Source organism: Mucilaginibacter sp. SG538B (genome assembly GCF_013376065.1).
GTDB lineage: Bacteria > Bacteroidota > Bacteroidia > Sphingobacteriales > Sphingobacteriaceae > Mucilaginibacter > Mucilaginibacter rubeus.
On record NZ_JABMJI010000001.1, the window covers coordinates 1153733 to 1179825 of the forward strand.

22 protein-coding genes are annotated in these 26093 nt (G+C 43.0%); 16 read left to right on the forward strand and 6 right to left on the reverse strand.

Features of this window, described 5'->3' with window-relative positions; genetic code table 11:
- The first annotated feature begins 122 nt into the window (after positions 1 to 122).
- From FHW88_RS04610 to FHW88_RS04625, 4 genes are all read left to right on the forward strand, one after another.
- Positions 123 to 524, forward strand: coding sequence for a BlaI/MecI/CopY family transcriptional regulator (locus FHW88_RS04610; RefSeq protein WP_176623493.1), 402 nt, complete (start codon positions 123 to 125; stop codon positions 522 to 524).
- A gap of 15 nt (positions 525 to 539) precedes the next feature.
- Positions 540 to 2132: a M56 family metallopeptidase gene (locus FHW88_RS04615; RefSeq protein WP_176623495.1), complete on the forward strand. Its 1593-nt coding sequence runs from the start codon at positions 540 to 542 to the stop codon at positions 2130 to 2132.
- Between the two features lie 159 nt (positions 2133 to 2291).
- Positions 2292 to 3182, forward strand: coding sequence for a hypothetical protein (locus tag FHW88_RS04620; RefSeq protein ID WP_176623497.1), 891 nt, complete (start codon positions 2292 to 2294; stop codon positions 3180 to 3182).
- Between the two features lie 95 nt (positions 3183 to 3277).
- The gene (locus tag FHW88_RS04625; RefSeq protein ID WP_176623499.1) at positions 3278 to 3934 is read left to right on the forward strand and encodes an XAC2610-related protein; all 657 of its coding nucleotides are present in this window, start codon (positions 3278 to 3280) and stop codon (positions 3932 to 3934) included.
- A 1-nt stretch (position 3935) separates the two neighbouring features.
- On the opposite strand, the gene FHW88_RS04630 is transcribed toward FHW88_RS04625, so the two are convergent.
- On the reverse strand, positions 3936 to 4514 hold the full coding sequence (locus tag FHW88_RS04630) for a Crp/Fnr family transcriptional regulator (protein ID WP_176623501.1): 579 nt from the start codon (positions 4512 to 4514) through the stop codon (positions 3936 to 3938).
- Positions 4515 to 4645: 131 nt separating this feature from the next.
- Here FHW88_RS04630 and mgrA point away from each other — a divergent pair, with 131 nt between their 5' ends.
- The 8 genes from mgrA to FHW88_RS04670 all read left to right on the forward strand — a co-directional run bounded on the left by mgrA (position 4646) and on the right by FHW88_RS04670 (position 16955).
- On the forward strand, positions 4646 to 5644 hold the full coding sequence (gene mgrA, locus FHW88_RS04635; protein ID WP_176623503.1) for an L-glyceraldehyde 3-phosphate reductase: 999 nt from the start codon (positions 4646 to 4648) through the stop codon (positions 5642 to 5644).
- A gap of 461 nt (positions 5645 to 6105) precedes the next feature.
- Positions 6106 to 6699, forward strand: coding sequence for an RNA polymerase sigma-70 factor (locus tag FHW88_RS04640; protein ID WP_176623505.1), 594 nt, complete (start codon positions 6106 to 6108; stop codon positions 6697 to 6699).
- Positions 6700 to 6754: 55 nt separating this feature from the next.
- The gene (locus FHW88_RS04645; RefSeq protein WP_176623507.1) at positions 6755 to 7837 is read left to right on the forward strand and encodes a FecR family protein; all 1083 of its coding nucleotides are present in this window, start codon (positions 6755 to 6757) and stop codon (positions 7835 to 7837) included.
- 160 nt (positions 7838 to 7997) lie between these two features.
- The gene (locus tag FHW88_RS04650) at positions 7998 to 11345 is read left to right on the forward strand and encodes a TonB-dependent receptor (protein ID WP_176623509.1); all 3348 of its coding nucleotides are present in this window, start codon (positions 7998 to 8000) and stop codon (positions 11343 to 11345) included.
- 28 nt (positions 11346 to 11373) lie between these two features.
- Positions 11374 to 12930 (forward strand): RagB/SusD family nutrient uptake outer membrane protein, encoded by a 1557-nt coding sequence (locus FHW88_RS04655; protein WP_176623511.1) that lies wholly within the window; start codon positions 11374 to 11376, stop codon positions 12928 to 12930.
- Positions 12931 to 13101: 171 nt separating this feature from the next.
- A complete protein-coding gene (locus FHW88_RS04660; protein ID WP_218117128.1) occupies positions 13102 to 14589 on the forward strand; it encodes an arabinan endo-1,5-alpha-L-arabinosidase in 1488 nt (495 codons plus the stop codon).
- A gap of 538 nt (positions 14590 to 15127) precedes the next feature.
- Positions 15128 to 15562, forward strand: a complete 435-nt coding sequence (locus FHW88_RS04665; protein ID WP_090524079.1) for a CBS domain-containing protein — start codon at positions 15128 to 15130, stop codon at positions 15560 to 15562.
- A gap of 100 nt (positions 15563 to 15662) precedes the next feature.
- Positions 15663 to 16955 (forward strand): DUF885 domain-containing protein, encoded by a 1293-nt coding sequence (locus FHW88_RS04670; protein WP_176623515.1) that lies wholly within the window; start codon positions 15663 to 15665, stop codon positions 16953 to 16955.
- Between the two features lie 123 nt (positions 16956 to 17078).
- On the opposite strand, the gene FHW88_RS04675 is transcribed toward FHW88_RS04670, so the two are convergent.
- A complete protein-coding gene (locus tag FHW88_RS04675; RefSeq protein WP_176623517.1) occupies positions 17079 to 17705 on the reverse strand; it encodes a CatA-like O-acetyltransferase in 627 nt (208 codons plus the stop codon).
- A gap of 143 nt (positions 17706 to 17848) precedes the next feature.
- Here FHW88_RS04675 and FHW88_RS04680 point away from each other — a divergent pair, with 143 nt between their 5' ends.
- Together FHW88_RS04680 and fabF are read left to right on the forward strand one after the other, a co-directional pair.
- Entirely contained in the window at positions 17849 to 18691 is an 843-nt protein-coding gene (locus tag FHW88_RS04680; RefSeq protein ID WP_176623519.1) for an oxaloacetate decarboxylase, read from the forward strand.
- 165 nt (positions 18692 to 18856) lie between these two features.
- Positions 18857 to 20101: a beta-ketoacyl-ACP synthase II gene (gene fabF / locus FHW88_RS04685; RefSeq protein ID WP_176623521.1), complete on the forward strand. Its 1245-nt coding sequence runs from the start codon at positions 18857 to 18859 to the stop codon at positions 20099 to 20101.
- An 87-nt stretch (positions 20102 to 20188) separates the two neighbouring features.
- Here the strand turns inward: fabF and FHW88_RS04690 are convergent, their stop codons facing one another.
- Complete coding sequence (locus tag FHW88_RS04690) at positions 20189 to 21862, reverse strand: patatin-like phospholipase family protein (protein ID WP_090524090.1); 1674 nt, start codon at positions 21860 to 21862, stop codon at positions 20189 to 20191.
- Positions 21863 to 21956: 94 nt separating this feature from the next.
- Positions 21957 to 22130: a hypothetical protein gene (locus tag FHW88_RS04695; RefSeq protein WP_176623523.1), complete on the reverse strand. Its 174-nt coding sequence runs from the start codon at positions 22128 to 22130 to the stop codon at positions 21957 to 21959.
- Between the two features lie 126 nt (positions 22131 to 22256).
- On the opposite strand from FHW88_RS04695, the gene FHW88_RS04700 reads away from it, so the two are divergent.
- Positions 22257 to 22649 carry a VOC family protein gene (locus tag FHW88_RS04700; RefSeq protein WP_176623525.1) on the forward strand — a complete coding sequence of 131 codons (393 nt, stop codon included), beginning with the start codon at positions 22257 to 22259 and terminating at the stop codon, positions 22647 to 22649.
- Positions 22650 to 22662: 13 nt separating this feature from the next.
- Here FHW88_RS04700 and FHW88_RS04705 read toward each other — a convergent pair whose 3' ends face one another.
- Together FHW88_RS04705 and FHW88_RS04710 are read right to left on the reverse strand one after the other, a co-directional pair.
- Positions 22663 to 23490 (reverse strand): hypothetical protein, encoded by an 828-nt coding sequence (locus FHW88_RS04705; protein ID WP_176623527.1) that lies wholly within the window; start codon positions 23488 to 23490, stop codon positions 22663 to 22665.
- Between the two features lie 14 nt (positions 23491 to 23504).
- Positions 23505 to 25322, reverse strand: coding sequence for an ATP-binding protein (locus tag FHW88_RS04710; protein ID WP_176623528.1), 1818 nt, complete (start codon positions 25320 to 25322; stop codon positions 23505 to 23507).
- A gap of 275 nt (positions 25323 to 25597) precedes the next feature.
- Here FHW88_RS04710 and FHW88_RS04715 point away from each other — a divergent pair, with 275 nt between their 5' ends.
- Entirely contained in the window at positions 25598 to 26065 is a 468-nt protein-coding gene (locus FHW88_RS04715) for a nuclear transport factor 2 family protein (RefSeq protein WP_139159908.1), read from the forward strand.
- Positions 26066 to 26093 lie beyond the last annotated feature (28 nt).

Below are 26093 nucleotides of genomic sequence, written 5' to 3' on the forward strand. Positions count from 1 at the left end.
ATCTTATATTTATAATGTACAACCACCTTAGTATTAGGGTGATTGTTTTGTTTTAGAGTTTTTTTTTAATAAAAAATAACTTAGCTATTGCAACGTACGTTTTTGATACGTACCTTTGGTTTATGAGTTTGTTTAAAAAGGATATTACTGCTGATTTAACGCCAACCAAAACAGAAATGGACGTTTTGCGGGTGTTGTGGCAGCATGGCCCGTCGACGGTGAGGTTTGTGCATGATAAGCTTAATGAACAAAAGGAAGCGGTAATTTACACCAGTACCCTTAAGCTGATGCAGGTAATGAAAGAGAAGGGGATGCTTGAACGTGACGAAACCAATATGAAGCACATTTACAGCGCCGCAGTTGAAGAAGACAAAGTGAAAGGGAACATGCTTGGGCGCTTTGTTGATTCGATGTATAATGGTTCGCCGAGCGATTTGATGGTAGCCCTGTTGGGTAACGACAAAACATCGGCCGAAGAATTCAGAAAAATAAAAGAGCTGCTCAAAAAAATGGACGATCAATAATTAAACTTTACAGATATGTACCTGCTCCTTAACACCAACACCATTTCCCACAGCCTGATACAGGCTTTTAGCTGGATGCTGATCCATTCGCTATGGCAAGGGATGTTGCTGGCGGTTATCAGCGCGGCGGTGATGTTCTTCACCAAAAAAGCAAGCGCGGCAGTAAGGTACAACCTGGTACTTGTACAGTTTTTATTATTTGTTGGGGCCTGCCTGTTCACTTTTACCTGGGAGTGGAGCAAGCATCCGCAGCAAAATATGGTACAGTTTGGTGATGCGATGGGCGGCAGGGCATCAGCTTTATTGAGCCTTAATGCTAATGGGATCCGGGTTTTTGCCAGTACCTGTATCGGTTATTTTACAGCCAACGCGCCAATGGTTGTGCTGCTGTGGTTTGTGTTTTTCCTGTTTCGGTCGGTACGGATGATGCGCGGGCTCATGTTTATCCATAATGCCAAACACAGGCAGGTATCCGAACCTGTTGGATATTGGAAAAACAGGGTTGAGCTGCTTTGCGAAAAACTGCAATTGAAACGGGCTGTTCGGCTGCTTGAATCGGGTTATGTGAAAATACCCATGGTTATCGGGCACCTGAAACCGGTAATCCTGATCCCGGCGGGTTTATTGGCAGGGCTGCCGCCCGAACAGGTGGAAGCTGTACTGCTGCACGAACTGGCCCACATCCGCAGGCATGATTATATCGTTAACTTTTTACAAACCGTTGCCGAAACCGTATTCTTCTTTAATCCCGGCTTATTGTGGATCTCGTCCCTGCTTAGGGATGAGCGGGAAAACTGCTGTGATGATATCGCCCTCGCCCAAACAAAAAACAAACGCGATTTTATACAGGCATTGATCAGCTTTAAAGAACATTCGCTTTACGGTGCAAATTATGCGGTTGCATTTCCTGGTAAAAAGAACCAGTTGTTGCAAAGGGTAAGCCGTATCCTTGGTAATAAAAACAAAACGGTAAGCCAGGGTGATAAAGTATTTTTGATAAGCGGTGTTGTTATCCTTTCGGCAATAATAGCTACGGCGACTATCGCGCAGATCCGGGAAGTTAATAATCCCGGTAATGATAAAGCTTATGTGTATAAACAGGAACGGCATATCACACCATCTGCAGGTATACAGCCGGTTGCACCCGTTAAATCTGTCGATAAACCAAAACACCCAAAGCACAGAAACATTGCAGTAGCTCAGAAGCCTGTTGCTGCAAATGAAAATGTGATTATAGCTAATACTGAGCCGCGTTCTCCGCAGGAGCAGCTTGAAGCTGATGCGAAGCTCGCAAAACAACAGGCCGAAAAAGAAAGCCAGCAAGTTTCGGCCGATAAAACCGAATATAACCGCGGGCAGGAACAGGCCCGCCGGGATCAGGAACATGCCAAAGTAGACCAGGACCAGGCTCGTCGTGACCAGGAGCAGGCCAAACGTGATCAGGAACAAGCCATGCGGGATCAGGCGCAGGCTAAACTTGACCAGGAACAGGCCGAAAGGGACCAGGTACAAGCTAAGCGCGATCAGGAGCAGGCGCGCCGTGACCAGGCACAGGTAAGTAAACCCAAAACAGAACCTATAAAAAGCAAAGTAAGCGTTCAGAATTAAGCAGGTACATTTCTTATTTGGTTCGTAAAGCAGGAGTGCACCCCGTTTTATCGGCCGGCCTATGCAGTAATTAGTCATGTTAACAATCAATTTTTAACCTGCCCCTGGGCGGAAGGAAAATTTATTGCCCAAATTTTAAACTTTTAAATCGACAGAAAAATGAAAACCAATTATTTAAGAAGCGCGCTGTTGTTGATTGCGGCAACGGCATTAACAACTGCAGCAAATGCACAGAAGCCGGGAAAAAAAACGGCCTTCAACGCCTATAACAATTACGATACTTTTGATGGCAAGGGGCGCGAACGCATCCAAACTAACTGGAAGGGTAAAACCTACCAAATGGAATTAGCCAATAACAAGCTGATAGCTTTGGCCGTTGACGGGGAAATCATTCCATCAACCCAATGGAACGAATATAGTACGGTTATAGCAGCTATCCGCGAGCAGATCAGGAAAGACAGGATCCAGGCAAAAAAAGATCAGGCACAAGCTAAACGGGATCAGGAGCAAGCCGGTCGTGATCAGCAGCAGGCTAAACGCGATCAGGAACAGGCAGAGCGAGATCAGCGACAAGCAAAAGTTGAACAGGAAGATGCCGCGCGCGACCAGCAACAAGCCAAACGCGACCAGGAGCAGGCATCTAAGGATCAGGTACAGGCTAAACGCGACCAGGAGCAGGCTTCCCGCGATCAGGAGCAAGCCAAACGTGATCAGGAACAGGCCAGCCGAGATCAGGTACAAGCTAAACACGACCAGGAACAGGCGCACTTAGATCAGATTCAGGCCAAAAAAGACCAGGAACGCGCCGCCGAAGATCAACGACTGCTAAAACAGATGACAGGTGATTTGGTAGCTGATCATATTATTCCCAATGAGGAAGCTTTGCATGAGCTTTCATTTAACGGCGAAGAACTAATCGTTAACGGAGTGAAGCAACCTGAGAGCGTATTTAAGAAATACAGTGCAAAATATCCGCGCTTTGCCCAAGGCAATACCAGTTATGAAAATGGCAAACGGCAGTTTAACGGCTTGCATATTCATAGGGATTAAAATAGCAGTTTATATTTTAGTAATTTGGAAAAAGGGTAGATCGTTCATAGTGATTTACCCTTTTCTTTTAAATTAGATGCATATAATACATTTGAATGAAAGCCTTTCTTATTGTACTTGTTTTACTTATTGGAACCAATTGTTTATTTGCCCAGGAGGATACTTATCAAACTGTAACGGCGCGGGTTGACGATGTACTTTATAAGGCTATTTATAAAAGTAGTGACCGATCGATATCAATACTAAAACCCAATGGGAAAACGATGCTGCATTTGAATTCGGGCGATTGTTATGAGGAAGGTTTTTCTTCATTTAAGTTTGTTGATTTTAATGGAGACGGTTATAAAGACTTGTTTATTGAACACATGTCAAATGTGGCAGGGCGTTGCGATCTTCTACTTTATGATAAACTGAAGAAGAAGTTTGTTTTAATTAAAGACTTTCCCGATTATCCCGTACCAGAAAGGTTGAAGAATACCAACCTGTATTATTCCTATCACCGGAGCGGATGTGCTGATTCAAACTGGGATAGCGATCTATTTAAGATTATAAATAATAAAATTATCAAAATAGGCAATATATCAGGGTTGGATTGTGGTGATAAAGAAATTGGAGTGTTTATTACCAAAGTGCGGGGAGCAAAAGAGCAACTAATCAAAAAATACCCGATCAGCGAAATTGGAAAATATAAGAACTATAAATGGGGATTTATTGAGCAATATTGGAAACGCAATTACAGGAAGTTTATATAATCTATTTTTTCAAACTCCTCGCCCTCAGTTTGCTCAAAAACTCGGGCGAGATCCCCAAATACGAGGCTATATAATGTTGTGGCACCCTTTGCGGAATGCCAGGGTAGCGATTAATAAACTCCAGGTATTTTTCCATAGCGGTAGTGGAGATGGTTTTAAACAATCGCTTTTGAACCACGGTAAGGTGCCTTTGCAGCATGAGCCTGAACATGCGCTCCAGTTTAGGCACCTCGGTAAGCAGGCGTTCTTTTGAGTCGCGGGTGAGGATGAGCAGCTCACAATCTTCCAGGGTTTCAATGTACATAGTACAGGGGCTTTGATCCTGGAAACTGGCCAGGTCGCTTACCCACCAGTCTTCAACGGCAAATTGCAGGGTCACTTCTGCGCCGTTCTCGTCAATGATGTATTCGCGGATGCAGCCTTTGTTTATGTAGGCTTCAAAATCACAGATGTCGCCGGCAGTAAGTAGGCGGGTTTTTTTAGGGATCTTCCGATATTCCAATATCTCATTAAAAAGGGCTGTTTCCTCTGCAGTTAAACTAACTGACCGTGCCGCGTAATCATTGATGTTTTGAAACATGGCTCAAATATAAGCGCGGAGCGGGGGATACCCACAAATATGCGCCTGTAAATATTTTTATTTCTTGTCCCAGTTCAATGGATTTTTTGTGGCAGATAAGCCAACTTTGGACTTTACTAATTATTTAAGATATGACTTATCTACCTGATGTAAACCGTTACCAAAGCATGGAATATCGCCGTTGTGGTAACAGCGGTTTAAAGCTGCCGGCGGTATCGCTTGGCTTGTGGCATAACTTCGGCGGTATCGATAGCCTGGAAAATGCCCGTAACATTTTACGTTTAGCCTTTGATAAAGGCATCACCCATTTTGACCTGGCCAACAACTACGGCCCGCCGCCGGGCTCGGCCGAGGAAAGTTTTGGCCGTATTTTTAAAGATGATTTTAAAAACTACCGCGACGAGCTTATCATTTCAAGCAAAGCCGGATGGGGTATGTGGGAAGGCCCGTATGGCGACTGGGGCTCAAAAAAATATTTGGTAGCCAGTTTAGATCAAAGCCTTAAACGTATGGGGCTTGATTATGTAGATATTTTCTATCATCACCGTCCTGACCCTGAAACTCCCATCGAAGAAACTATGGGCGCGTTGGATCTGATAGTACGCCAGGGCAAAGCTTTATATGTTGGGATCTCAAGCTATAGCGCTTCTGAAACAGAAAAAGCCATCGCGGTGTTGAAAGAACTTGGTACACCTTGCCTCATCCATCAGCCTAAATATTCCATGTTCGACAGGTGGGTTGAAGGTGGTTTGCTTGATGTGCTGGAAGATAAAGGTGTTGGCTGTATTCCATTTTCGCCACTGGCCCAGGGTTTATTAACCAATAAATACCTGAAAGGTATCCCCGAAGGCTCGCGGGCTGCAGCTCATCGTGGTAATGGTGCTATTGATGAAGATGCTATAACCGAACAAAATATAGCCAAAGCAGCAAAGCTGAATGAAATTGCATTGCAGCGTGGTCAAAACCTGGCGCAAATGGCATTATCATGGATTTTGAAAGATAAACGCATTACCTCGGTATTGATTGGTGCAAGCAAGCCCGAACAGGTAACTGATTCTATCGGTTGTTTAGCCAATATTTCATTTAGCGATGAGGAGTTGAAGTTGATCAATAATATATTGGCGTATTAGTGTCAAGTTCTGAGCCTTAAGTCTTCAGTTAAAAGTACAGAAAAGAAAAGCCTGACTAAAGACTTATAGCTAAAAAACGAGGCCCCGCCGAAAGCCGGGGCTTTTTTGTTGTAAGTTTTTGCAAAATCTATTCCGGCTTTATATTAATTATTGTTTAAATGACACTTTATTTATAGGTTAATATGCCTTGAAAGAGCGAGAAGATTAACTAATTTTAAAGTTGAATTCTTAACAGATGCTTCCGTTAGTTATCTTTTGTAGAATAATTTAGGAGGGTGTTTTTTGGGTATTTGATTTTTTACTAAAAATATTTTAATTGTTTTTTGAACAATTAAAATAAATATTATACCTTAGATTTTCATTAGCGTGATAACCTCGCTTTAATGAAGCCAATTATATTAATTTAAACCATACTTAACCCGTACCGGGTTTTGATATAAGTAATTACAACCGATAAGGAGATGCTGGACACCGAGATTAGGTACTTGCTTAATGACATTGCTTTAAACAGCAGCAGGGCTTCCTTTAAAAGGCTGTACTTATTTTACTATGGTAAATTGTTTAGCCTCGCAAAATCGCTGGTTAAACAGGATGAACTGGCTGAAGAGATCACCAACGACGTTTTTATGAATCTGTGGACACGCCGCGCCTCACTGCCTGAAATCAATAACTTTACTTATTACTGCTACACATCGGTTAAAAACAAATCGCTTACCTGTCTTGCCAAAAATCAGCTTAAAAGTGTGAATATTGATGATGTGCATGCAGATGTTGCCGATTCAAGCGCAACAGGGGAGGACAAACTGGTTTGCGAGGACCTTACCAAACTGATCAATACTACATTGAGCAAACTATCCGATCAATGCCGCCTTGTTTTTAAGTTGATAAAGGAAGACGGCCTGAAATATCGTGAAGTAGCCGATTTACTCGATATCTCCATAAAAACTGTTGAGTACCACATGGGCAACGCCCTGAAAACGCTTGTGCTGGGGCTAAAGGATGCCCAAAAATTGCCTGGCACAGTTAGCCCCGAAAAAATTTCAAAAAATATTTAATTCTACACTGGGGTATCCCGATTATTTACAGTCTTTATATATAGAGCCGTAAATAATGATTAATAACATCTGGATACTTATTGGTAAAAAGTTAAATGGTGAAGCTTCGCCCGAAGAGTTACTTGAACTTGAGCAACTGTTACAGCAACAGGGGGATACCGTTATGTACCCGATGGATGAGCTGGAGGAAATCTGGAAAAATGATCAGCAAATTGCCGAGGATGAAAAACTGCTAAGCAAGTGGGCTGCTTTTGACGCCGAACTTGATGCTGTTGAAGAAAAGGAAGCTGAAGAGGCTGCGCAGGTTATAGCTGTTCAAACCAAAAAGAAAAAAGCCAGGATCATTAAACTGGGCTCATTGCTGGCCGCGGCCTGTTTAATGTTGGGTGTTTTCTGGTTTACCCGTAAAGAAACCATGGTGCCGGGAAAGTCCAACGAAATAACTGCTCCTAAAAACGGGATCAGTAAAATTCAATTGCCCGATGGCAGCCGTGTTTGGCTCAATATGGGCAGCAAGCTTACTTATAATAATGATTTTGGTACCGAGGAAAGAAAAGTATCCCTGGTAGGTGAGGCTTTTTTTGATGTTGTTAAAGATCCGCAGCACCCTTTTGTAGTTACTACCACAACCATCAGCATCAGGGTATTAGGTACTAAATTCAATGTGCGTTCATATAATAATGATAAAACATCCGAAGCCGCACTCATTCGCGGTAAAATTGAACTTACCGTTTTAAAAAATCCCGAAAAAAAGATCATCCTTAACCCATCAGAAAAAATTACGGTGATCAACAACCAGGAACTACAACTTAAAAGTAATACCCCAACGTATAAGATAGCTGAAGAAACTCCGCTTATAGCACTGAGCCGTATCCACCAGGCCAAAAAGGACACTTTGCCATCAGAAGCCTTATGGCTTGAAAATAAACTGGCCTTTGACGCTGAAGACTTTGAAAACATCGCCCAAAAAATGGAGCGCAGATATAATGTGAACATCGTTTTTGAAAATGAGGATGTAAAAAAACTGCGCTTTACGGGGAAATTTCAAAAAGAATCGATTAACAAGGCTTTATTGAGCCTGCAGAAAACGGCGGCGTTTCGTTATAAAATTGACACTAACCAAATTGTAATTTATTAATTAATAAACCTTTATGAAAGAGCCTATGCGTAAATGAGTATCAAATCTTAAACCATAAAAAATGGGAAGATGTTCCCGCATCCCCCCATTATAATGTGGTACAAGTTAACTACCAGTCCTTCTATAAACCAAATAGTTAAAATAACCTTAATGCTAAATTATGAAAAAAAATGCACACCGCATTAACCCATTGCGGCTGAACCAATTTTTGAAAGTACTTCTTATGTTTAAATTTATCTGTATCCTGGTACTCGCCTCATCGTTGCAGGCGTTTTCAAAGGGATATGGTCAGACCCGCATCAATGTTAATTTCCAAAACATGCCCCTGAAAAAGGCGTTAAAGGAAATCGAAAAAAAGTCTGACTATCGCTTTTTGTATAACGACGATATGTTGTTGAAAAACGATATGCCCGCCAGTTTAAATACAAAAGATGCATCGCTTGAAGAGGTGATGAAAATTGTACTTAACAATACCAACCTGAGTTATACGCTGGGTGATAATAACCTGGTTATACTTACAGAAAAGGGAAAGGCAATGGCCCCGGGCACTGTGAGCGGTAAAGTGACCGACGAGGCCGACCTGCCCATGCCTGGTGTTACCGTAAGGATAAAGGGCGCCAATGTAAGCGCCCAAACCGATTTGCAGGGGCGTTATACCTTAAATATTCCCGATAATAATACAGGTGGTGTAGTACTTGTTTTTTCGTTTGTTGGCTATGTGTCGCAGGAAATAACAGTTACCGGCAACTCGTTGATCAATGTACAGTTAAAAGCAGCATCCAACTCTTTAAACGAAGTAATAGTGGTTGGATACGGCACACAGAAAAAGGAAAACCTTACAGGTTCTGTTACTGTGGTTAACCTTAAGGATGCCAACAAGCGGGTAACACCCGATGTTGCAAGAGCGTTACAGGGGCAGGTAGCCGGTGTACAGGTAAATGGATCTGGTGTTCCGGGCGAAGGTGTTTCTATCCGCATCCGTGGTGTAAGCTCATTAAATAGCAATAACCCGTTGTTTATAATTGACGGTGTGCCAACATTTGAGCCTTTTGACTTCCCGAATACTGATATTGAAAGTTTGCAAGTGATTAAAGATGCATCTGCGGGCGCAATTTATGGGTTTCGTGGTGCTAATGGTGTAGTTATCATCACCACCAAACGGGGCAAAAATGGTCCGATGAAGATCAACTACAACGGTTATGCAGGCTTTCAGAAAAACCCTAAAACGTTATCCGTTACTGATAGGGTAGGTTACCAGAAAATTGTCAATGCCGCTGAAACCAACGCGGGTTTATCTTTAGCGCCGGGTAATGACCCATCATCGAGCAAATTTATTAGTAATGTAAATACCGACTGGCAAAAGTCAGGTTTCAGAACCGGCTATACGCAAAGCCATGACCTTGGTTTATCAGGCGGTAATGATAATATGAGCTATAACGTTGCTTTTGATTATTTTAACCAAACCGGTACAACCGTATCAGGCCCTTCATATACCCGGTATAACCTAAGCGGCAATATTCAAGGCAAAAAAGGTATCGTATCTTTCGGTACTAAGTTTGCCTATACCGAAGGTGATTATAATAACCTGGCATATCCGCATCTGCACGGTACAGGTAACCAGATAGTTGACCTGGTTACCGCTATCCCAACCATGCCTATTTATGATCCTAACCGCGTTGGCGGCTACGGGGGCGTTGATCAAAATACGCAAAGGGCTATCTCGCTCAATATTATAGGTGTCAATAATTTATTGAACAGCACAGGTCAGCGTAACCGTATGATGGCATCGGCCTGGATGGAGGTAGATATACTTAAGAACCTAAAATACCGCATCAGCGGAAGTTACGATCGCAACGATTTTAGAAACACTTATTTTGATCCTATTTATGATTTGGGCTGGTTTTATCCTAATACAACTGCTTATTACAGTGATGCCAGGGGCAACTATTATACCCAATTGATAGAAAACACGCTGAGCTATAAACTGAATGTTAAAAAGCATAATTTTGAGATTTTGGCAGGTACCGCGTATCAGAAAAATGCTACCAGCAATTTAACAGGTGTAGCATTAAACTTGCCCCAGCCTTATTTATTCTCACTTGACAACGTAAGTAACCCGGCTAATAAAACAGCTTACAGCAACAGCTTTATTACCAAATTTTATTCGCCGATATTTGCACGTATCAATTACAATTATGATGACAGGTATCTGTTAACCTTTAACTATAGGCGAGACGGTAGCTCCCAACTTACTCAACAGCATCGTTATGGGAATTTTCCGGGAGCATCAATCGGTTGGAACATCAATAAAGAAAAATTTATACACCTGCCAGAGGCTATTACGCAGTTAAAACTTAAAGCCGGGTACGGAATATTGGGTAACATAAACGCTTTATCTAATCCATATCCTTACCAAACCATTGTAAATGGAAATGCAAGCTATGTGTTTGGTAATACACTTGCTACAGGAACAACCCAAACCCAGGTGTTTGACCAAACCAATAAATGGGAAGGTAAAAAAACAACCAACATCGGCCTTGATTTAAGCTTGTTTCATGACCAGCTTGCATTTTCATCAGAATATTATATCAATAAAATTACCGGTGTATTGTTAGGGGTGCCTATTCCGCCTTCGGTAGGGGCAATTAATACGCCGCTGGTTAATGCTGCCTCTTTTACCAATAAAGGTATCGAGTTTACGGTAACTTATCGCAGCAGGGATACCGGTCCGTTCAATTACACCATTAGCGCAAATGCTTCAACCGTTAAGAATAAGGTGACATCATTAGGCAATGGCGGTAACCCGATATATGGTGCGTACAGCAAAACAGCAGTAGGCGGCGAAGTTGGTGAGCTATATGCTTTTAAAACCGAAGGCATTTTTAAAAATGCTGCCGAAGTGGCCGCCCATGCTACTCAAACAGGTGCCGCTCCCGGCGATGTTAAGTTTGTTGATACCGACCATAACGGTATTATCAATGATGATGACCGTGTTTATCTGGGCTCTGCAATTCCAAAACTTTACTATGGATTCAATTTTAGCGCCAACTATAAAAACATTGATGCGTCAATATTTATACAGGGTAATTACGGCAGCAAAATTGCCAATGGTGTTTATCAGGCTTTAATGACCGGTCAGTATGGCAATCAAAGTACTGATGAATTAAATTACTGGACACCATCCAATACCAATACTAATGTGCCAAGGCCAATTATCGGCGATCCGAACGCGAATGGTCGCAATTCGGATAGGTTCATTCAAAGTGCCTCATATGCCCGCCTGCAAACTGCACAATTAGGTTATACGTTGCCTGCTGCTTTATTAAACCGCACACACATATTCAGGAGCGTAAGGGTCTATTTGTCAGGGCAAAATCTTTACACAATAACCAAATACAAAGGTTACGATCCTGATTTTATTAATGATGGTACAATTAACCGCGGTTTTGATTATGGTTCGTTCCCTAATCCGCGCACTTTGCTGGTTGGTTTACAGATAGGCTTATAATTATTGATAAACATTAAACATTAGTATAATGAAAAATATATTTAAAAAGGCCATAGTTACTGGTTTAGTACTGTCGGCTTTTGCAATGGGGTGTAAAAAAAGTGATTTAAATACTGTAAACCCTAACGCGCAAACAACCCAAACGTTTTGGCAAACTTCTGATGATGCTGTAAAAGGGATAAATGCGGTATATGGCAGTTTAATTATTGATGGTTCATACATGCGTTTTTCGCCGATAGTGGAAAACACCAGGGGCGATGATGCTACGAGCTACAGTCCATGGGACCAGATCTATAACATGGGTAAGTTCAATATGCAAAGCAGTGGCGCGGGCGTACTGTTTTCATGGACAGCCTATTACCAGGGTATTTTACGCGCAAACGAAGTGCTGAAATATGTACCCGCCATTAATATGGATGCCGAACTAAAAAAACGTGTATTGGGTCAGGCCTATTTTCTGCGTGGCCTGTACTATTTTCACCTGGCCGATTTTTATAAAAACGTGCCTATGCCGTTGATTCCTGCCGGCTCAAGTGCCGATTATTTCCAAAAACAACAGCCACAGGATGTAGTTTGGGCGCAGGTGATCAGCGATTTTAAGGCTGCCGAAGGCATGCTGCCAACAACTTACAGCGGCTTATCGCCCGATGGACAGATTGGTCGCGCTACAAAAGGAGCTGCTGCCGCTTATTTGGGTAAAACGTACCTGTTTACAAAAAAATATGCTGAGGCTGCTGCCGAGTTTAAATCGGTAATTGATATGGGGCTTTACAGCCTTGTGCCTAATTACTACGATAACTTTTTTGCGAACAATGAAAATAACGCCGAATCAATTTTTGAGGTTCAGTTTTCAAGGGATGCTGGTGGTACTGATCTGGGCTGGGGTGGCGATCCGTCATCAGGGTGGGGCCGTACATCTGCCCGTGCCATCACCTTTGGCGCAGCGAGTTTTGGTTTTACAGATGTGCAGCCAACGCCTGCATTATACAATGAATATCTGCAGGAAAAAACAACCAGTGGCGGTGTCGACCCACGTTTGGATGTAACCATGTATTACAACAAACCCGGCGAAAAATTATATAACCAGGATTTTGCCGCCCGCTATGCCGGCAGCTCCTCATTAAATGCCCTGTTTTGCCATAAGTATGAAAACGGCGACAGCGGCCAGGCTGATGAGTATGACTGGAGATCAGGTATCAACGAAAGATTGATGCGTTATGCTGATGTACTGCTGATGTACGCTGAGTGTTTGAACGAATTGGGCCAGACAAATGATGCTTATCAATACATCCAGCGGGTACGCAGCCGTGTTGGTTTGCCAAACTTAGCTACGGTAAAACCGGGCATGAGCCAGGCTGAGATGCGCGATCAGATAGGTCACGAACGTTTCCTTGAATTTTCGTTGGAAGGTCACCGCTTTGATGATATCCGTCGCTGGGGCTGGTTACAGGATGCAACTAAACTGGCCTGGCTAAAGTCCCGCGATCCGGAATTTAATACCTATACCGCAGGTAAAGAGTATTTGCCGATACCGCTGAGCGAAGTGCAAACCAATGTTGGTTTGGTACAAAATACGGGGTATTAGGAAAAAAGGGTGGGGGTAGGTGTGATTCCTTCCCTGTGGAAGGAGGAGGAAGGGGTTTATGAATCATGGCAAATATTCTGCTTGTATAAACCCCTCCCTGCCACTTCACAGTCCACCACACCCCTCCCGCGGGAGGGAATAAAAAATTAAGTGAAAGAGATGACTAAGACGATGAATACAGCGAAAAATCTATATTTAATAACCGCATTGACAACAGTGCTGTTTTCCTGCTCAAAAAAGGAAACACCTGCGCCAACTAAAACGGATACTACCACAACTCCACCGGTAACAACAGCGTTTGATATCAACAGTATCAGTGATACTTATGCGGATATTGCGGCATTTACCTATTATCCTAAGTGGACAGTGTATAACGTGCATGACCCATCCATTAAAAAGTTTGGTGATTATTATTATTGCTATAGTACCGATGTAGCTTTTGGTACTGATGTAAGGCCGGGCCTGCAAATCCGCAGGTCGAAGGATTTGGTGCAGTGGGAGTATGTGGGTTGGGTATTTTCGTCATTGCCGGCGCAGGGATCTGCCTATATTACGGGTAAAGGCGGTACGCCTTACAACGCCTTATGGGCACCTTACGTAATGAAGGTGGGTTCAGAGTACAGATTGTATTATTCGCTTTCATCGCCTGTAGCACGCCTGAGTGTTATCGGTATGGCGACGGCTTCATCGCCTGACGGCCCCTGGACGGAGAAAGGCCTCGTTGTAACATCAGCCAATGATGCCAGTATCCAAACAAACGCTATCGACCCAACTGTAATAACTACAACCACCGGCGAGCAGTACATGTACTACGGCTCGGCCTGGGACGGGATCTATATCCTTAAACTTGATTCTTCAACCGGCCTGGCGGCCAGTTCGGGCGATAAGGGCAAGCGCATAGCTAACCGCGGTTTTACCGGCGGCAAATACAATGGTAACATTGAAGGCGCGGAAGTGATCTACAACTCCGATCTGAAAAAGTATTTCCTGTTTATCAGTTATGACTGGCTGCAAACCAAGTATAATGTTAGGGTAGGGCGGGGCGATAGTCCGACCGGTCCGTTTTATGATTATAACGGGCATGACATCAATACCGATGAGGATCATGGCCCCATGATCCTTGCGCCATACCAGTTCAGCAACCAAAGCGGCTGGCAGGGCACAGGGCATTGCGCGGTGTTTGACAACGGTAGCGGGCAATATTACATGGCGCACCAGGGCAGGCCGGGTATTAACTCCTACTTTATGGACCTGCACGTTCGTAAAATATCATGGACAACCGACGGCTGGCCAATAGTATCGCCTGAGCGCTATGCCAATGTTGCTCAAACAACTATAGCTGCGACCGATGTGGCAGGGACCTATGAAAAAATTACGCTGAATTATCATGTTGTACCGGGTTATGGTACCGAGCAAACCAATCCGGACTTCCAGGTTTCAACAACCTTTAAACTGGACGCTGCCGGTACTATTGATGGTAACGCGGCTGATAAATGGACATTTACCGCTCCATGGCTTGAGCTTAAATACAGCAACGGCGATACTTACAAGCTAAAAGTTGAACGTGAGCGCGACTGGGAAAACAAAATACCATCAACCCTGATATTCACAGGGTTGGATAATCATGGCACCGCCATTTGGGGAAAGAGAAAACAATAGGTTTGTTTTTATATAGGTTGGTAGCCCTTCGGTTTAATTACCGGGGGGCTTTTTTAATAAAATAAATCGAGATTGTTGGTGAAGCTATTTTGTCAGCGCCTTTTATTATTGGGGTAACTTATTCAAAAAATTACGATAAAAACAAAAAAACAGGTTGAATAAACATGGCGTCAAATCTTCTGTAAAACGCGTATTGTTTTATTCTTATTAGTTTTATTTACTGATTATCAGTTAGTTGAATGTGTTTTATTGAATGGGTTAATTGATTGATTATCAATTTGTTTCATTTTTATGCTGTCCCGCGTTTCAAGGTTCAAAAAATGGAACATTTATTTTTCTGCAAAAAAGACAGCCGGCGTTTTTTTAATTTTTTTTCGGGAATCAAAAAATTGGGACACCCGTTTTGTTACAATATAAGGATTGGTTTAACTGCATAGCCGAACGGTTTTTTTAGCCTGAATAGATTTTGTTTTCCACAATCCATTGTTTTTCTGTTACTTATTCGTATCTTGAATTTACCAAATTAACCTGAGTATTTATGAAAAGTGTAAAGCATATCCTGGCCCGTAAGGGGAACAACGTTACTGCAGTACCTGCCGATACCACCGTGTTTAACGTGTTGAAACTGATGGCCGAAAAAAACATCGGCTCGGTAGTGGTAACCGAAAATGGCAGGTATATGGGCCTGATGACAGAGAGAGATTACTCCCGTAAAATCATTTTAATGGGTAAACACTCCGACGAAACCACCGCCGGCGAGATCATAAGTACCAATTTCCCGAGGATCACCCCCGAATCATCAGTTGACGAATGCATGCTGATCATGAGCGAAAATAATATCAGGTATTTACCGGTGTTTGATGTGGCCGATCAGTTATGCGGTATTATTTCAATGAGTGATGTGGTGTACGAAACTATCCATTCGCAAAGGGAAACTATTGAGCAATTGCACAGCTACATCCAATCAACATAAGCAAAAATGCTTTTGGATTGCTGATAATGGTTAACAGGAGATTTGTTTTTGCATAAATTAATCAAAGCAAATATTTAGGTTTGTTAACCACTCTGTTGTTATGAGGCGACCTCTTGTTTTTTTGTTTTTGATTTTAACTTCTTCTTTTGCTTTTGGTCAGCAAACGTTTGATGCCTTTAGCAAAGATTTTGTAGCTGGCTACAATGGCTTGCATTTACCACAATTGGAGTTAAGCTACGTAAGTGGCTTAGAGCATATTGGCACAGCCGCCGATGTGCAAAAGCAACTGGACTTTTTTACAAAAGTTAAAACCGGCTTATCGGCTTTTAAGGCAGATCAGCTCAGCGAATCGGAAAAAGTAGATTATCAGCTGATCAGTTATGAAACAGGCCTCAATTTAGAGCGGATTGCCCTTGAACAGGATTGGTTAAAAAACAAACCGGCGGCTGTTCCTACCAATGGTATTATCAACCTCCCTAACGGAAAAGCCTGGTATGCCTACCTGCTTAAACGCTGGACCAGTGCCAGCGCCACTCCTGATGAGATCTATCAGTTTGGCCTTACCGAAGTGGCCCGCATTCAAAAGCATATTGAAGCTATCCGCCTGCAAACCGGGTTAAATGAAGATGATTTTTATAAACACCTCAATGATCCTTCCTTTTTTATCAGTGACCCGAAGGCAGTACAGCAAGCCTTCGAAAATACCAAAGCGGTCATTTATGCCAACATGCCCAAACTGTTTAGTAATACCAACATAACCCTGCTAAAAATTGTAAAAGGCGAAAGCAGGCAACTGGCACAAACACCCGGCTATTACGATAGTAATGTGTTTTATTATAACCTTTTTGATACCCCATACAATAAGCGGCAGGTCGACTGGCTTTTTATGCACGAGGGAGTTCCCGGCCACCATTACCAGGCGGGTATGGAGGCGCAAACCAAAACGTCGGCAGTGCAGCAGTTGTTTTATTATATGGGCTTTGCTGAGGGTTGGGCGGCATATACCGAAGAGTTGGGCAAACAACTTGGCGTATACCAAACGCCTTATGATGAGCTGGGTAAATGGGAGTGGGACATTGTACGGTCGGTACGTGTACCCTTGGATGTAGCGCTTAATTATTACGGCTGGACAGATGAACAGGCGCTGGCATTTTGGAAAAAGAACATCCGGGGACAGGATGATATTGCCATGCGCGAAATTGCCCGCATGCGCCGCTGGCCGGCACAGGTAGTTACCTACAAGTATGGCGCATTACAAATACTGCATTGGAAAGAGGAATTGCAGCAAAAGCAGGGTGCGCAATTTAACATCAGGGATTTCCATTCGCGCGTGCTTGATCATGGCTCGCTGCCGTTGTTTATGGTTAAGGAGAATGTGTTTAAAAAAAGTTAAACTTTTTATCTTGTAAATCAATAGATGGAAAGATAGCACCAGAGGTGCTAAAGGGTTGTAGAACAATTATTAAAGGGTTTTAGCGTGCCTGAGGTACGCAACGTCTGCGCGTTTTACGGCAGCCTAAAATCCTTTGTTCAGCAGCTCCTGGTAACAATCTATATACTGGCCCACGTGGATGCCATCAATCAACGCGTGATTTACATGGACGGATACCGGCATGGTGCGCTTACCATGATGTTCGGTCATTTTACCAAACGAAACCTTGGGGCAGCTGTCCATAAATGAAAACATGCGCGCATGCGACAGTGAGGTAAAATTGATCCAGGGTAGCGAAGAAAAACGGATCACATTGTTTAAAGCTTTGCGTTCAAGTAGGTTGTTACTTTGCACGCGTTCAATTTCTTTATTTGCATCGCGGGCAAAATCTTCGAACAAGGGATGAAAAGGCCATTCACCAAAGCCAAATGTGCCATTAGCCCGCGGAACGGTTGAGCTGGCATCAATCCGGTCATAAATAAAAACATCATTGCCCTCCATACGATATTTGAAAGGCTCAATAATTTGCGATGCCGCTAAAGACTGGTACATGGTGTAAAGGAAAAATGAGATCCCGTTATCCTTCACAAACTTATAGGCGGCTGTTACATCAACGTTTACGTTTACGCCATAATAGGGCTCCTCAAACTGTTTAAAAAAGTTGTAATGCTCTTTCCTGATCCAGTTTTCAATATCTACTTTTTGTTTCATAACTATTGCTGTTGCAATAATATGGATATTAAGTCGGAAGTTAGAAGTCGTAAGTCTTAAGTCAAAAAGCAAATTTCTGACCTAAGACTCGTGACTGCAGGTTAACTTTTGCTTAATTTCGATAAACACTAATCTACCTTCAAATGTCATCAGCAATAAACAATTCCCAATATCAAAAAGCCGAAGTTTTTAAAGCACTGCATGAGCGCGATGATTTATTCATTATCCCCAACCCCTGGGACGCTGGTTCTGCCAAAATTTTAACCGGTTTAGGTTTTGAAGCGTTTACTACTACCAGTGCCGGGTTGGCTTATGCACTGGGCCGGCCGGATGGTTATGCCCTGATCAGCCGCAGTGAAACACTGGATAATGCCCACGCTATTATTAACGCAACCCATTTACCGGTAGCCGCCGATTTGGAGAATGGTTTTGGCGATACGCCGGAGATTTGTGCCGAAACTATTTTAGCAGCAGCGGGAGTGGGACTGGTTGGCGGTTCGATAGAAGATGCTACGGGGAATGATAAAGATCCCATTTACAATTTTGACCTTTCGGTTGCGCGGATAAAGGCTGCTGTTGAAGCCGCGCGCAGCCTGCCTTTTCATTTTACACTGACTGCCCGGGCCGAAAATATGATCCACGGGAAAATAGACCTGCAGGACACCATAAAACGCCTTGTTGCTTATGCCGATGTAGGTGCCGATGTGCTTTTTGCGCCGGGCCTCAAAACGAGGGAACAAATAAGCGAAGTAGTAAAGGCCGTTGCGCCTAAGCCCGTGAATATTGTACTTGGCGCAGCAGGTTTTGATATTAGCTTCAATGAACTTGCCGACCTGGGTGTAAAAAGGGTAAGTCTTGGTTCGGCATTGGCAAGGGCTGCTTTGGGCGCTTTTCAGCGGGCCGCTGTTGAGCTTTCACAGGGAAGGTATGGTTTTATAAATGATGCTGTTCCTTATTCGGAACTAAATAAGATTTTTGGAAAATAATCGAATCTCTTTCCTTGATTTAACCATGATAGTTTTTGAACTGTTTTAACTTTTGGTCATGCCATAACCCGGTAATTTTCAGCATGTAAAACCAGTACATGTTGAATTATCAAAATACCAAGTGGTATATATTTATATCTTTGCGCCGATTTTAATAAAACCATCATGTTAAACAGAGTAGTTATAACAGGTCTGGGCGCTTTAACACCGCTTGGAAATAATGTAGAAACTTATTGGCAAAATTTAATTGCCGGTAAAAGCGGCGCTGCAACCATCACCCGGTTTGATGCATCATTGTTCCGTACGCAATTTGCCTGCGAACTGAAGGATTTCAATATCACAGATCACCTGGATAAAGCAGAATTAAAACGTACCGATACCTTCACCCAGTATGCGCTTGTTGCAGCTGATGAAGCGATTAAGGATTCAGGCTTTGATTTGAGTAAAATGGATCCGTTTGATATTGGCATAATTTGGGGCAGCGGGCAGGGCGGTATGGAGACTTTTGAGGAACAGGTAACTGAATACGCCAAAGGTAACGGACAGCCAAGGTTTAGCCCTTTCTTTGTGCCGAAGTTTATTTCAAACATGGCTTCGGGCATGATCTCTATCCGTAACGGTTTTATGGGGATCAATTATACCACGGTTTCGGCCTGTGCTACGTCCAACACCGCTATTATGGATGCCTTTAACTACATCCGTTTAGGTAAGGCTAAAATTATTGTTACTGGCGGTTCAGAAGCGCCTATTACGCCTGCTTCCATTGGAGGTTTCAGCTCAATGAAAGCGATGTCGGGCCGCAATAACGATCCGCAGCATGCTTCACGGCCATTTGATATTGATCGTGATGGTTTTGTTATGGGTGAAGGCGCCGGTGCCTTGGTACTTGAAGACTATGATCATGCAGTTGCCCGCGGCGCACATATTTACGCAGAGGTGACCGGGGCATCTATGACTGCTGATGCATACCACATGACAGCCACTCATCCGGAAGGATTAGGTGCTGCCCGTGCCATGCAGCAGGCATTGACCGAATCGGGTTTAAGCATTGAGGATGTAGATTACCTGAATATGCACGCCACATCAACGCCGGTTGGCGACTTATCTGAAATTAACGCTTTGCTTGCTGTTACAAAAGGTAAAGAAACAAACACCATCATCGGTTCAACCAAATCAATGACTGGTCACCTGCTTGGTGCCGCCGGTGCTATTGAAGCCATAGCTGCTATAAAATCAATTGAAAATCAAATAATCCCGCCAACAATCAATACCACAACTTTAGACCCTGCTATTCCGGATAATTTGAAGTTTGTATTGAAAGATGCCATCGACCATAAAGTGAAAGTAGCCATGAGCAATACTTTTGGCTTTGGCGGGCATAACGGGATAGTCGTATTTAAAGCTATTTAAAGCTCAAATGAGAAAGCTATTAAAGACTTACGAAGTTTTTAAAACTTCGTAAGTCTGGATTTTAGTAAGTTTAATTTCATGTGCTGCTTACGGCAGTAGCTTCCAGGTTTTTAGTTCGCCTTTTATCACCACCATAATTTTATTGGTTACCATTTTATTGAGGATCACCTTAGCGCCTATCCACAACAGACTTTTGGTAAGCCACCCTAAATCTGCTACATTGAGCATAATGGTTTGAGCTCGATTTTTTAATCCATCACTAAAACGGTCTATATCCTGTTCTTTAATAGTGGGCCAGTTGTTGCCCGAACTAAATTTAATATCCGGGAATTTGATATCTTCTTCAAATACAGGGATGATCTGGTAACTATCACTTTGGGTTGATTTAAATTTGGCTTTGTCGGCATTAGCATAGCCATCTTTAAAAATAGGGTTGGTAGTAAGTGCTTTGGCTGGTATGGTAAAGTAATCGCGTAAAAATATCTTACAATTGTGGCGGCCCAAAAAGAAATCATGCACCCGAAATTCTTTATTTAAAAATCCGCTAAACCCACTTAAAGCACCGCAGGCTATGGCTTGTTCGCCGGTTAAATCTGTCGATTTACCATCTGGCGTATCTACCCTTCGTGATGGTGTGATTAGGTATTGGCCCGCGCAATCTTCGTCCATCGCATCTTTAATATTAACAGCCTTTGAGCGCATTTGCGATAGCATAGATGACAACGTTAAACCTACTACGTTTGATATAGACCTTGACTGTGAAATTGGCGTGGGCGCCTGGGTAGGGAAAGGTTCAATCATCAGCACAGTTGAAACAAACTTGTTAAAGTTGTTGTAGTCCACATCGGGCTGACCGGTAAGATCGTCCAAAACACTTCTGACTTTATCAAAAGGTTCGTTATTGATCATGCCTCCATCAACGTTGAGAGTTTGGTATGCACCGGCATCAATAGGGGTATTAACCAGGTAATTGCTTAACCATGGGTTATTGTTAACATATTGGGCATCGCGTTTAACTATCCTTGATTGCAATCCAACCGGAAAGGCGCCGGTGGCCATTGCAGCGTCGGCGGCTATATCCGTATTAATATTATTTTTCAGGTCAAGCGGCATCCAGCCGTTATTATGCCCGGCAATGGCGTTTTCTGTAAGTTCAAAGCATGCGTAATCATTATGGATGCGCATGTTATATTTGGTACGCTGCGGCGATGACGAATTAAACGGAACATTGTAGGCGTAGCCCTGCAGGTTTGTAAGCGTGGTAAAGATCTTTAAACCGGGTTTAATATAAGCGGGCAGCGGCTGCCATTGTTTTGGATCGGCAGCAACTACGCGTTTGGCAACATCATTAATAAAATCAGAATTAAGTGCCGATATTACACCCGAGCTTTTGATGTCGCTGGTATCCAGCATTTTTGTGAACATATCAGCCTGCACAAGGTCAACCCAGGAGTGGTAGAGCTTGTTTTCGGGATGTTCGGTTAAAAGATCTCCTGATGGCTTGTCGATATGGGTTATCGGGTTGTTAAGGGAGGATGCGGCCATGATACTGGTCATACCGCCTGCCGACGCGCCGCCCATTACCGGGATCTGCACCCTGTGCGATGGGACACCGGGTTCATTGCGATGCTTTTCCCATTCTGCTAATGCCTGAAGCAGGTAATCAATAACGCCTGCTGTATAGGCTCCGGCAGATACGGCGCCGGCCATACAAAGTCCTACATAAAATACTTGCTGATCTGAAGTTTTATCTGCTGCCATGAGATAGATATTAGGTTGGGTTGTTAAATTTAAAAAAAAGGATCGTACAAAATGATACGTGAAACTACGCGAGTTGATAGCGGGTTTTACCCGATCACATGGCTTTATGGGCTTTTTGAGGTTTGGGGTGTTCCCTTGGTTTAAGTTCCCGGTCAATGATCTGCCTTTCAAAGTCTTTTTCGTCTTTACGGTTAGTTTTTACTATCCATATCATTAATGCTATTAACAGGGTTATCACAACGGCTACTACGAAATAATTGATCTGCATGTTTATATATTTGGTTAGCTCAATTTACCCCGGCTGTATTAACTGGCGATTAAATTTGAGTGTGAAATAAAATCAGCCAGGAACCCTGATTTCATGATTGGATAGGATCTAATAAAAAAATATACAATGCAGGCCCATGTAACCGCCATTACTCTTGCAGTTAAAGATCTTGACGCGGTCAAGGCATTTTATACCGGCAAATTCGGATGGCAGATGCTTGCCGAAAACGAAAAGGTAATAATGTTAAAGCTTGATAATTTGGTGCTTACCCTATGCAATGAGTTGCTTTTTTCAGAGTACACAAATATAAGCAATAATGCTGGAAGCAATCGTTTTTATCTTACTATAAATCTGGCTTCAAAAGCTGATGTTGACGCCAAAATAGCCCAATTGAGGCTGGCAGAAGTACAAATCCTGAAGCATCCGGCCGAAACTTTCTGGGGCGGGTATGCCGGATTTATTGCCGATCCTGAAGGGAATTGCTGGGAAATCTGCTATAATCCGTTTGTTGAAAATTAATAAATGCTTTTAATTATAGTTGTACATGAATATGGTCGTCATGCCTTACTGCGCGGCATCCGTGAAATCGTAGTTTGGGTGTTTTGATGCCCAGGCGTTTTTTTAAATGAGGTTCGATAAATATTTTATTGATGACATTTTGCGATGCAAAGAGGGTTACAAGTACCTTTGTTCGTAAACTGTCTAAAGTAAAATTAACTTTATTGCCCTGGGGAACAATTTTAGTCAAAAAGCTGTACTGCCAATAACCCTTTATCAGGCAGGCCTGTGTTGTGTTGATTTCACCGGCGCGCGGCTCTTCACTAATTCCGTATCCGATTGGCGAAGGGGCTTTATCGGTTTCTAAGCCTGTTTTGTTATCAATATAAAAAAATGCGAGATCGAGTTTTTTACCATCGTTATGACTCAAGTGGGGCATAAGCGGAAACCCATTAATGAACGGAAAACTCGCGTCAAGATAATTCAGGGTACTTCCCGGATACTTATCGTTCATTTCGGCGGCTACGGCAAATGCAGCCTGCTTAAGTTGCGGGCGAACATAATTACGGTTGAACAGGCAGGTTAGCCGGTTTAGCGGCTTTATATGATTGATTTGGGAGAAGGGGAGCGGTACTCTGCCCGAAAGCCTGGCAAGCGGAGGTACAATTAAAAAAGTGGTAAGGCAATATAACACTATAAAAACTACAGCTTTGGTAATTTGGCGGTAATATTTATTATTTACTATTTTGTTGATTAGTTTGTGCAGGCTAATTGAAATGAGATAAACCAACCCACCAATTTGTGTAAAAACAGTGAGCAGGCAAAACAATAAAACGATGATTATGGGTTTTACTATTTTCAATCGGGATTTAAATTTCAATTTAACGGTATCGTAAACCAAAAGGTACTGCCTTTATCTACTTCGCTTTCAACCCCCATTTCGCCGCCGTGAAGCTCAATGATCTCCGCGCTGATATACAAGCCAAGTCCAAGCCCTGAGTATTGAATACCCGAGGTATCAACCCGGTAGTAGCGTTCAAATAAATGCGGGATATTCTCCGGTGGGATCCCCCGGCCAAAATCCTGTACCGATATTTTGGCCATGTTGTCCTGTTTACTGATATTGATGACAATCCGGTTGCTGTCGGGTGCATATTTAACCGCATTGTTTACAAAATTAACAACAACCTGGTCTATCCGTTGCCTGTCGGCGTATAGCTCCAGATCGGTGTCGCCTGTAAGCTCAAGTTCATGTGTACCTGCAAGCCTCACGTGGTCGCAGCATTCATTGATCATTTGGGCTGCCAAAAAACGTGTTTTATGAAGTGCAAGCTGCCCCGCAGTAATTTTTGAAACATTAAGCAAGCTATCAACCAGTTGCTGCATTTTATTCAGGCTGCTATTGCCGCGGCTAATAAACTGGGGGATCTTATCAGATGAGGGATCAACCTTGATCAACCTGTCCAGCAATTGCATCGATGCTTTGATCGATGTCATTGGCGTTTTTAGCTCATGGCTGGCAACGCTGATAAAATCGTCTTTTTGCTGCTGCAAATGTTTAAACTCGGTAATATCAAGCAAGGTGCCCAGTATACGCAACGGTTTGTTTACAGAGCCATAATAAACCTTACCCTGCGTCCTGATCCAGCGTATAGAGCCGTTTGGCCAGATGATCCTCGCTTCATAAAACAGTTTTCCGGTAGTAAGAGCTGTTTTATGGGCATTATTGCGTAATTCCACATCGTCGGGATGCAGTGCTTTCAAAAATAAATCGCGGGGGGCATCACGCCCAACTCCAAAAATAATGTTAAACCTTTCAGATGTAAGTATCTCGTCGGTAACCAAGTCAAGATCAAAGGTGCCTATTTCGGCAGCTTCAACGGCCAGCCTGGCTCTTTCTTCGGCTTCCTCAATTTTGCGGCGTGCAAAAACTTTTTCAGTTACATCAATGGCAATTACCATGATGGCGCTTATCTCCCCGTCAAACCCTTTAACAGGTTCATAAACAAAATCAATAAATACCATTTCGGGTACGCCATTGCGTACAAGCAGCAATTTATGCTCCTTGGCGGTAATCGGTTGCCCTGTTTCAATAACATTATCCATTACGGGGGCATACAATTCGGCCGTTTCAGGGATGGCTTCCCAAACGCCCCGGTTTTCCATTTCTGCACGTTTACGGCCTACTAGCTCAAGATACGAGTCATTCACTACTTCAATTACCAGGTTATCGCTGTTTATAATGCAAATGCCCACGGGGGCTTGCCTCACCATGTTATACAAAGTATGCCTGCTCTCTTCCATCGCCTGTCGGGCATGCTCAATTTCGGTAACGTCGGTCGAGAAACAAATAACGCCAACTATTTTACCGCGCGAGTTACGTACAGCCTGGTAAGTAAACTTGTAATAATTAATTTGCCGTTTGCCGTTAATTATAAACTCGGCAGGTGCATTGTTGCCGTGATAAGTTTCGCCGGTACGGTATACTTCGCTTATGAGGCTGCTGAACGGCTGGCCCTGAAGGTCGGGCAGTGCCTCGTCAAATGGTTTCCCAATTATCGATTTGTCTTTTCCCCATGCTTTCAAGGTAGCATCATTGGCTATGGCAATGAGCTTATCCGGCCCCATACACATATACACCGGAAAAGGCGAGGCCTCAATAATGCTTCGGAAAAAGTTTTCAGTCGGTTCCAAGTTATGGCGTGGTTTTAATCGGTGAAAGATGCTCTCAAAAATAAAAATATTTTCGTACAGATTTAAATATGCAGGACAGGTTCTGCTATGGTTTATTGATAATTAAAGAATTATCTGAACAGATTTTCAGATTAATTGCAGATCTGCTCAAAAAGTGCAAAAAATGACCTTTATAGGCGAAAGGCACCAGCCTGCTGTATGGCCGGGTTGCTTGGTGTGATAGGCATATTTTTTTGATCAAAGCCTGCCCACATTTGATCAAAAAAATATCACAAATGAAAAATAAATTTTTATTGGCATGCATAGTAGGGTTATTATCTGCCAGCACCATGTATGGCCGTCCGGCCGCCGAAACAGGATACGCCAGCGTGATCCGCGATTTCATTGACAGCCACATGACCTCCAACTTTAAAAAATTAAAATCAATAATGAGCGATAATTCCGTATTAAAGTTACCCCGTGGTGAAAAGGTACTTGTACAGGAAAAAGACGACCTGGTAAGCATGATGAAAAAGGATGCCGGGACCCAGCAAAATTGCCAGTCGAATTACGAAGTGCTTGCCAAAAGCGATGCCATGGTAATTGCACGGGTTGATTTTAACTACGAAAACTGCACGCAGCATGATTACCTCATCATCGAGAAAAATGACCGGCACGACTGGAAAATTACACAGGTTTGCAAAATGTTTGAGGACATAAAAACGCCTTTAAACAATGGCAATTCTGTTGTAGCCAAAAATTAAAATTTACTCCCGTAACTGATAATAATTA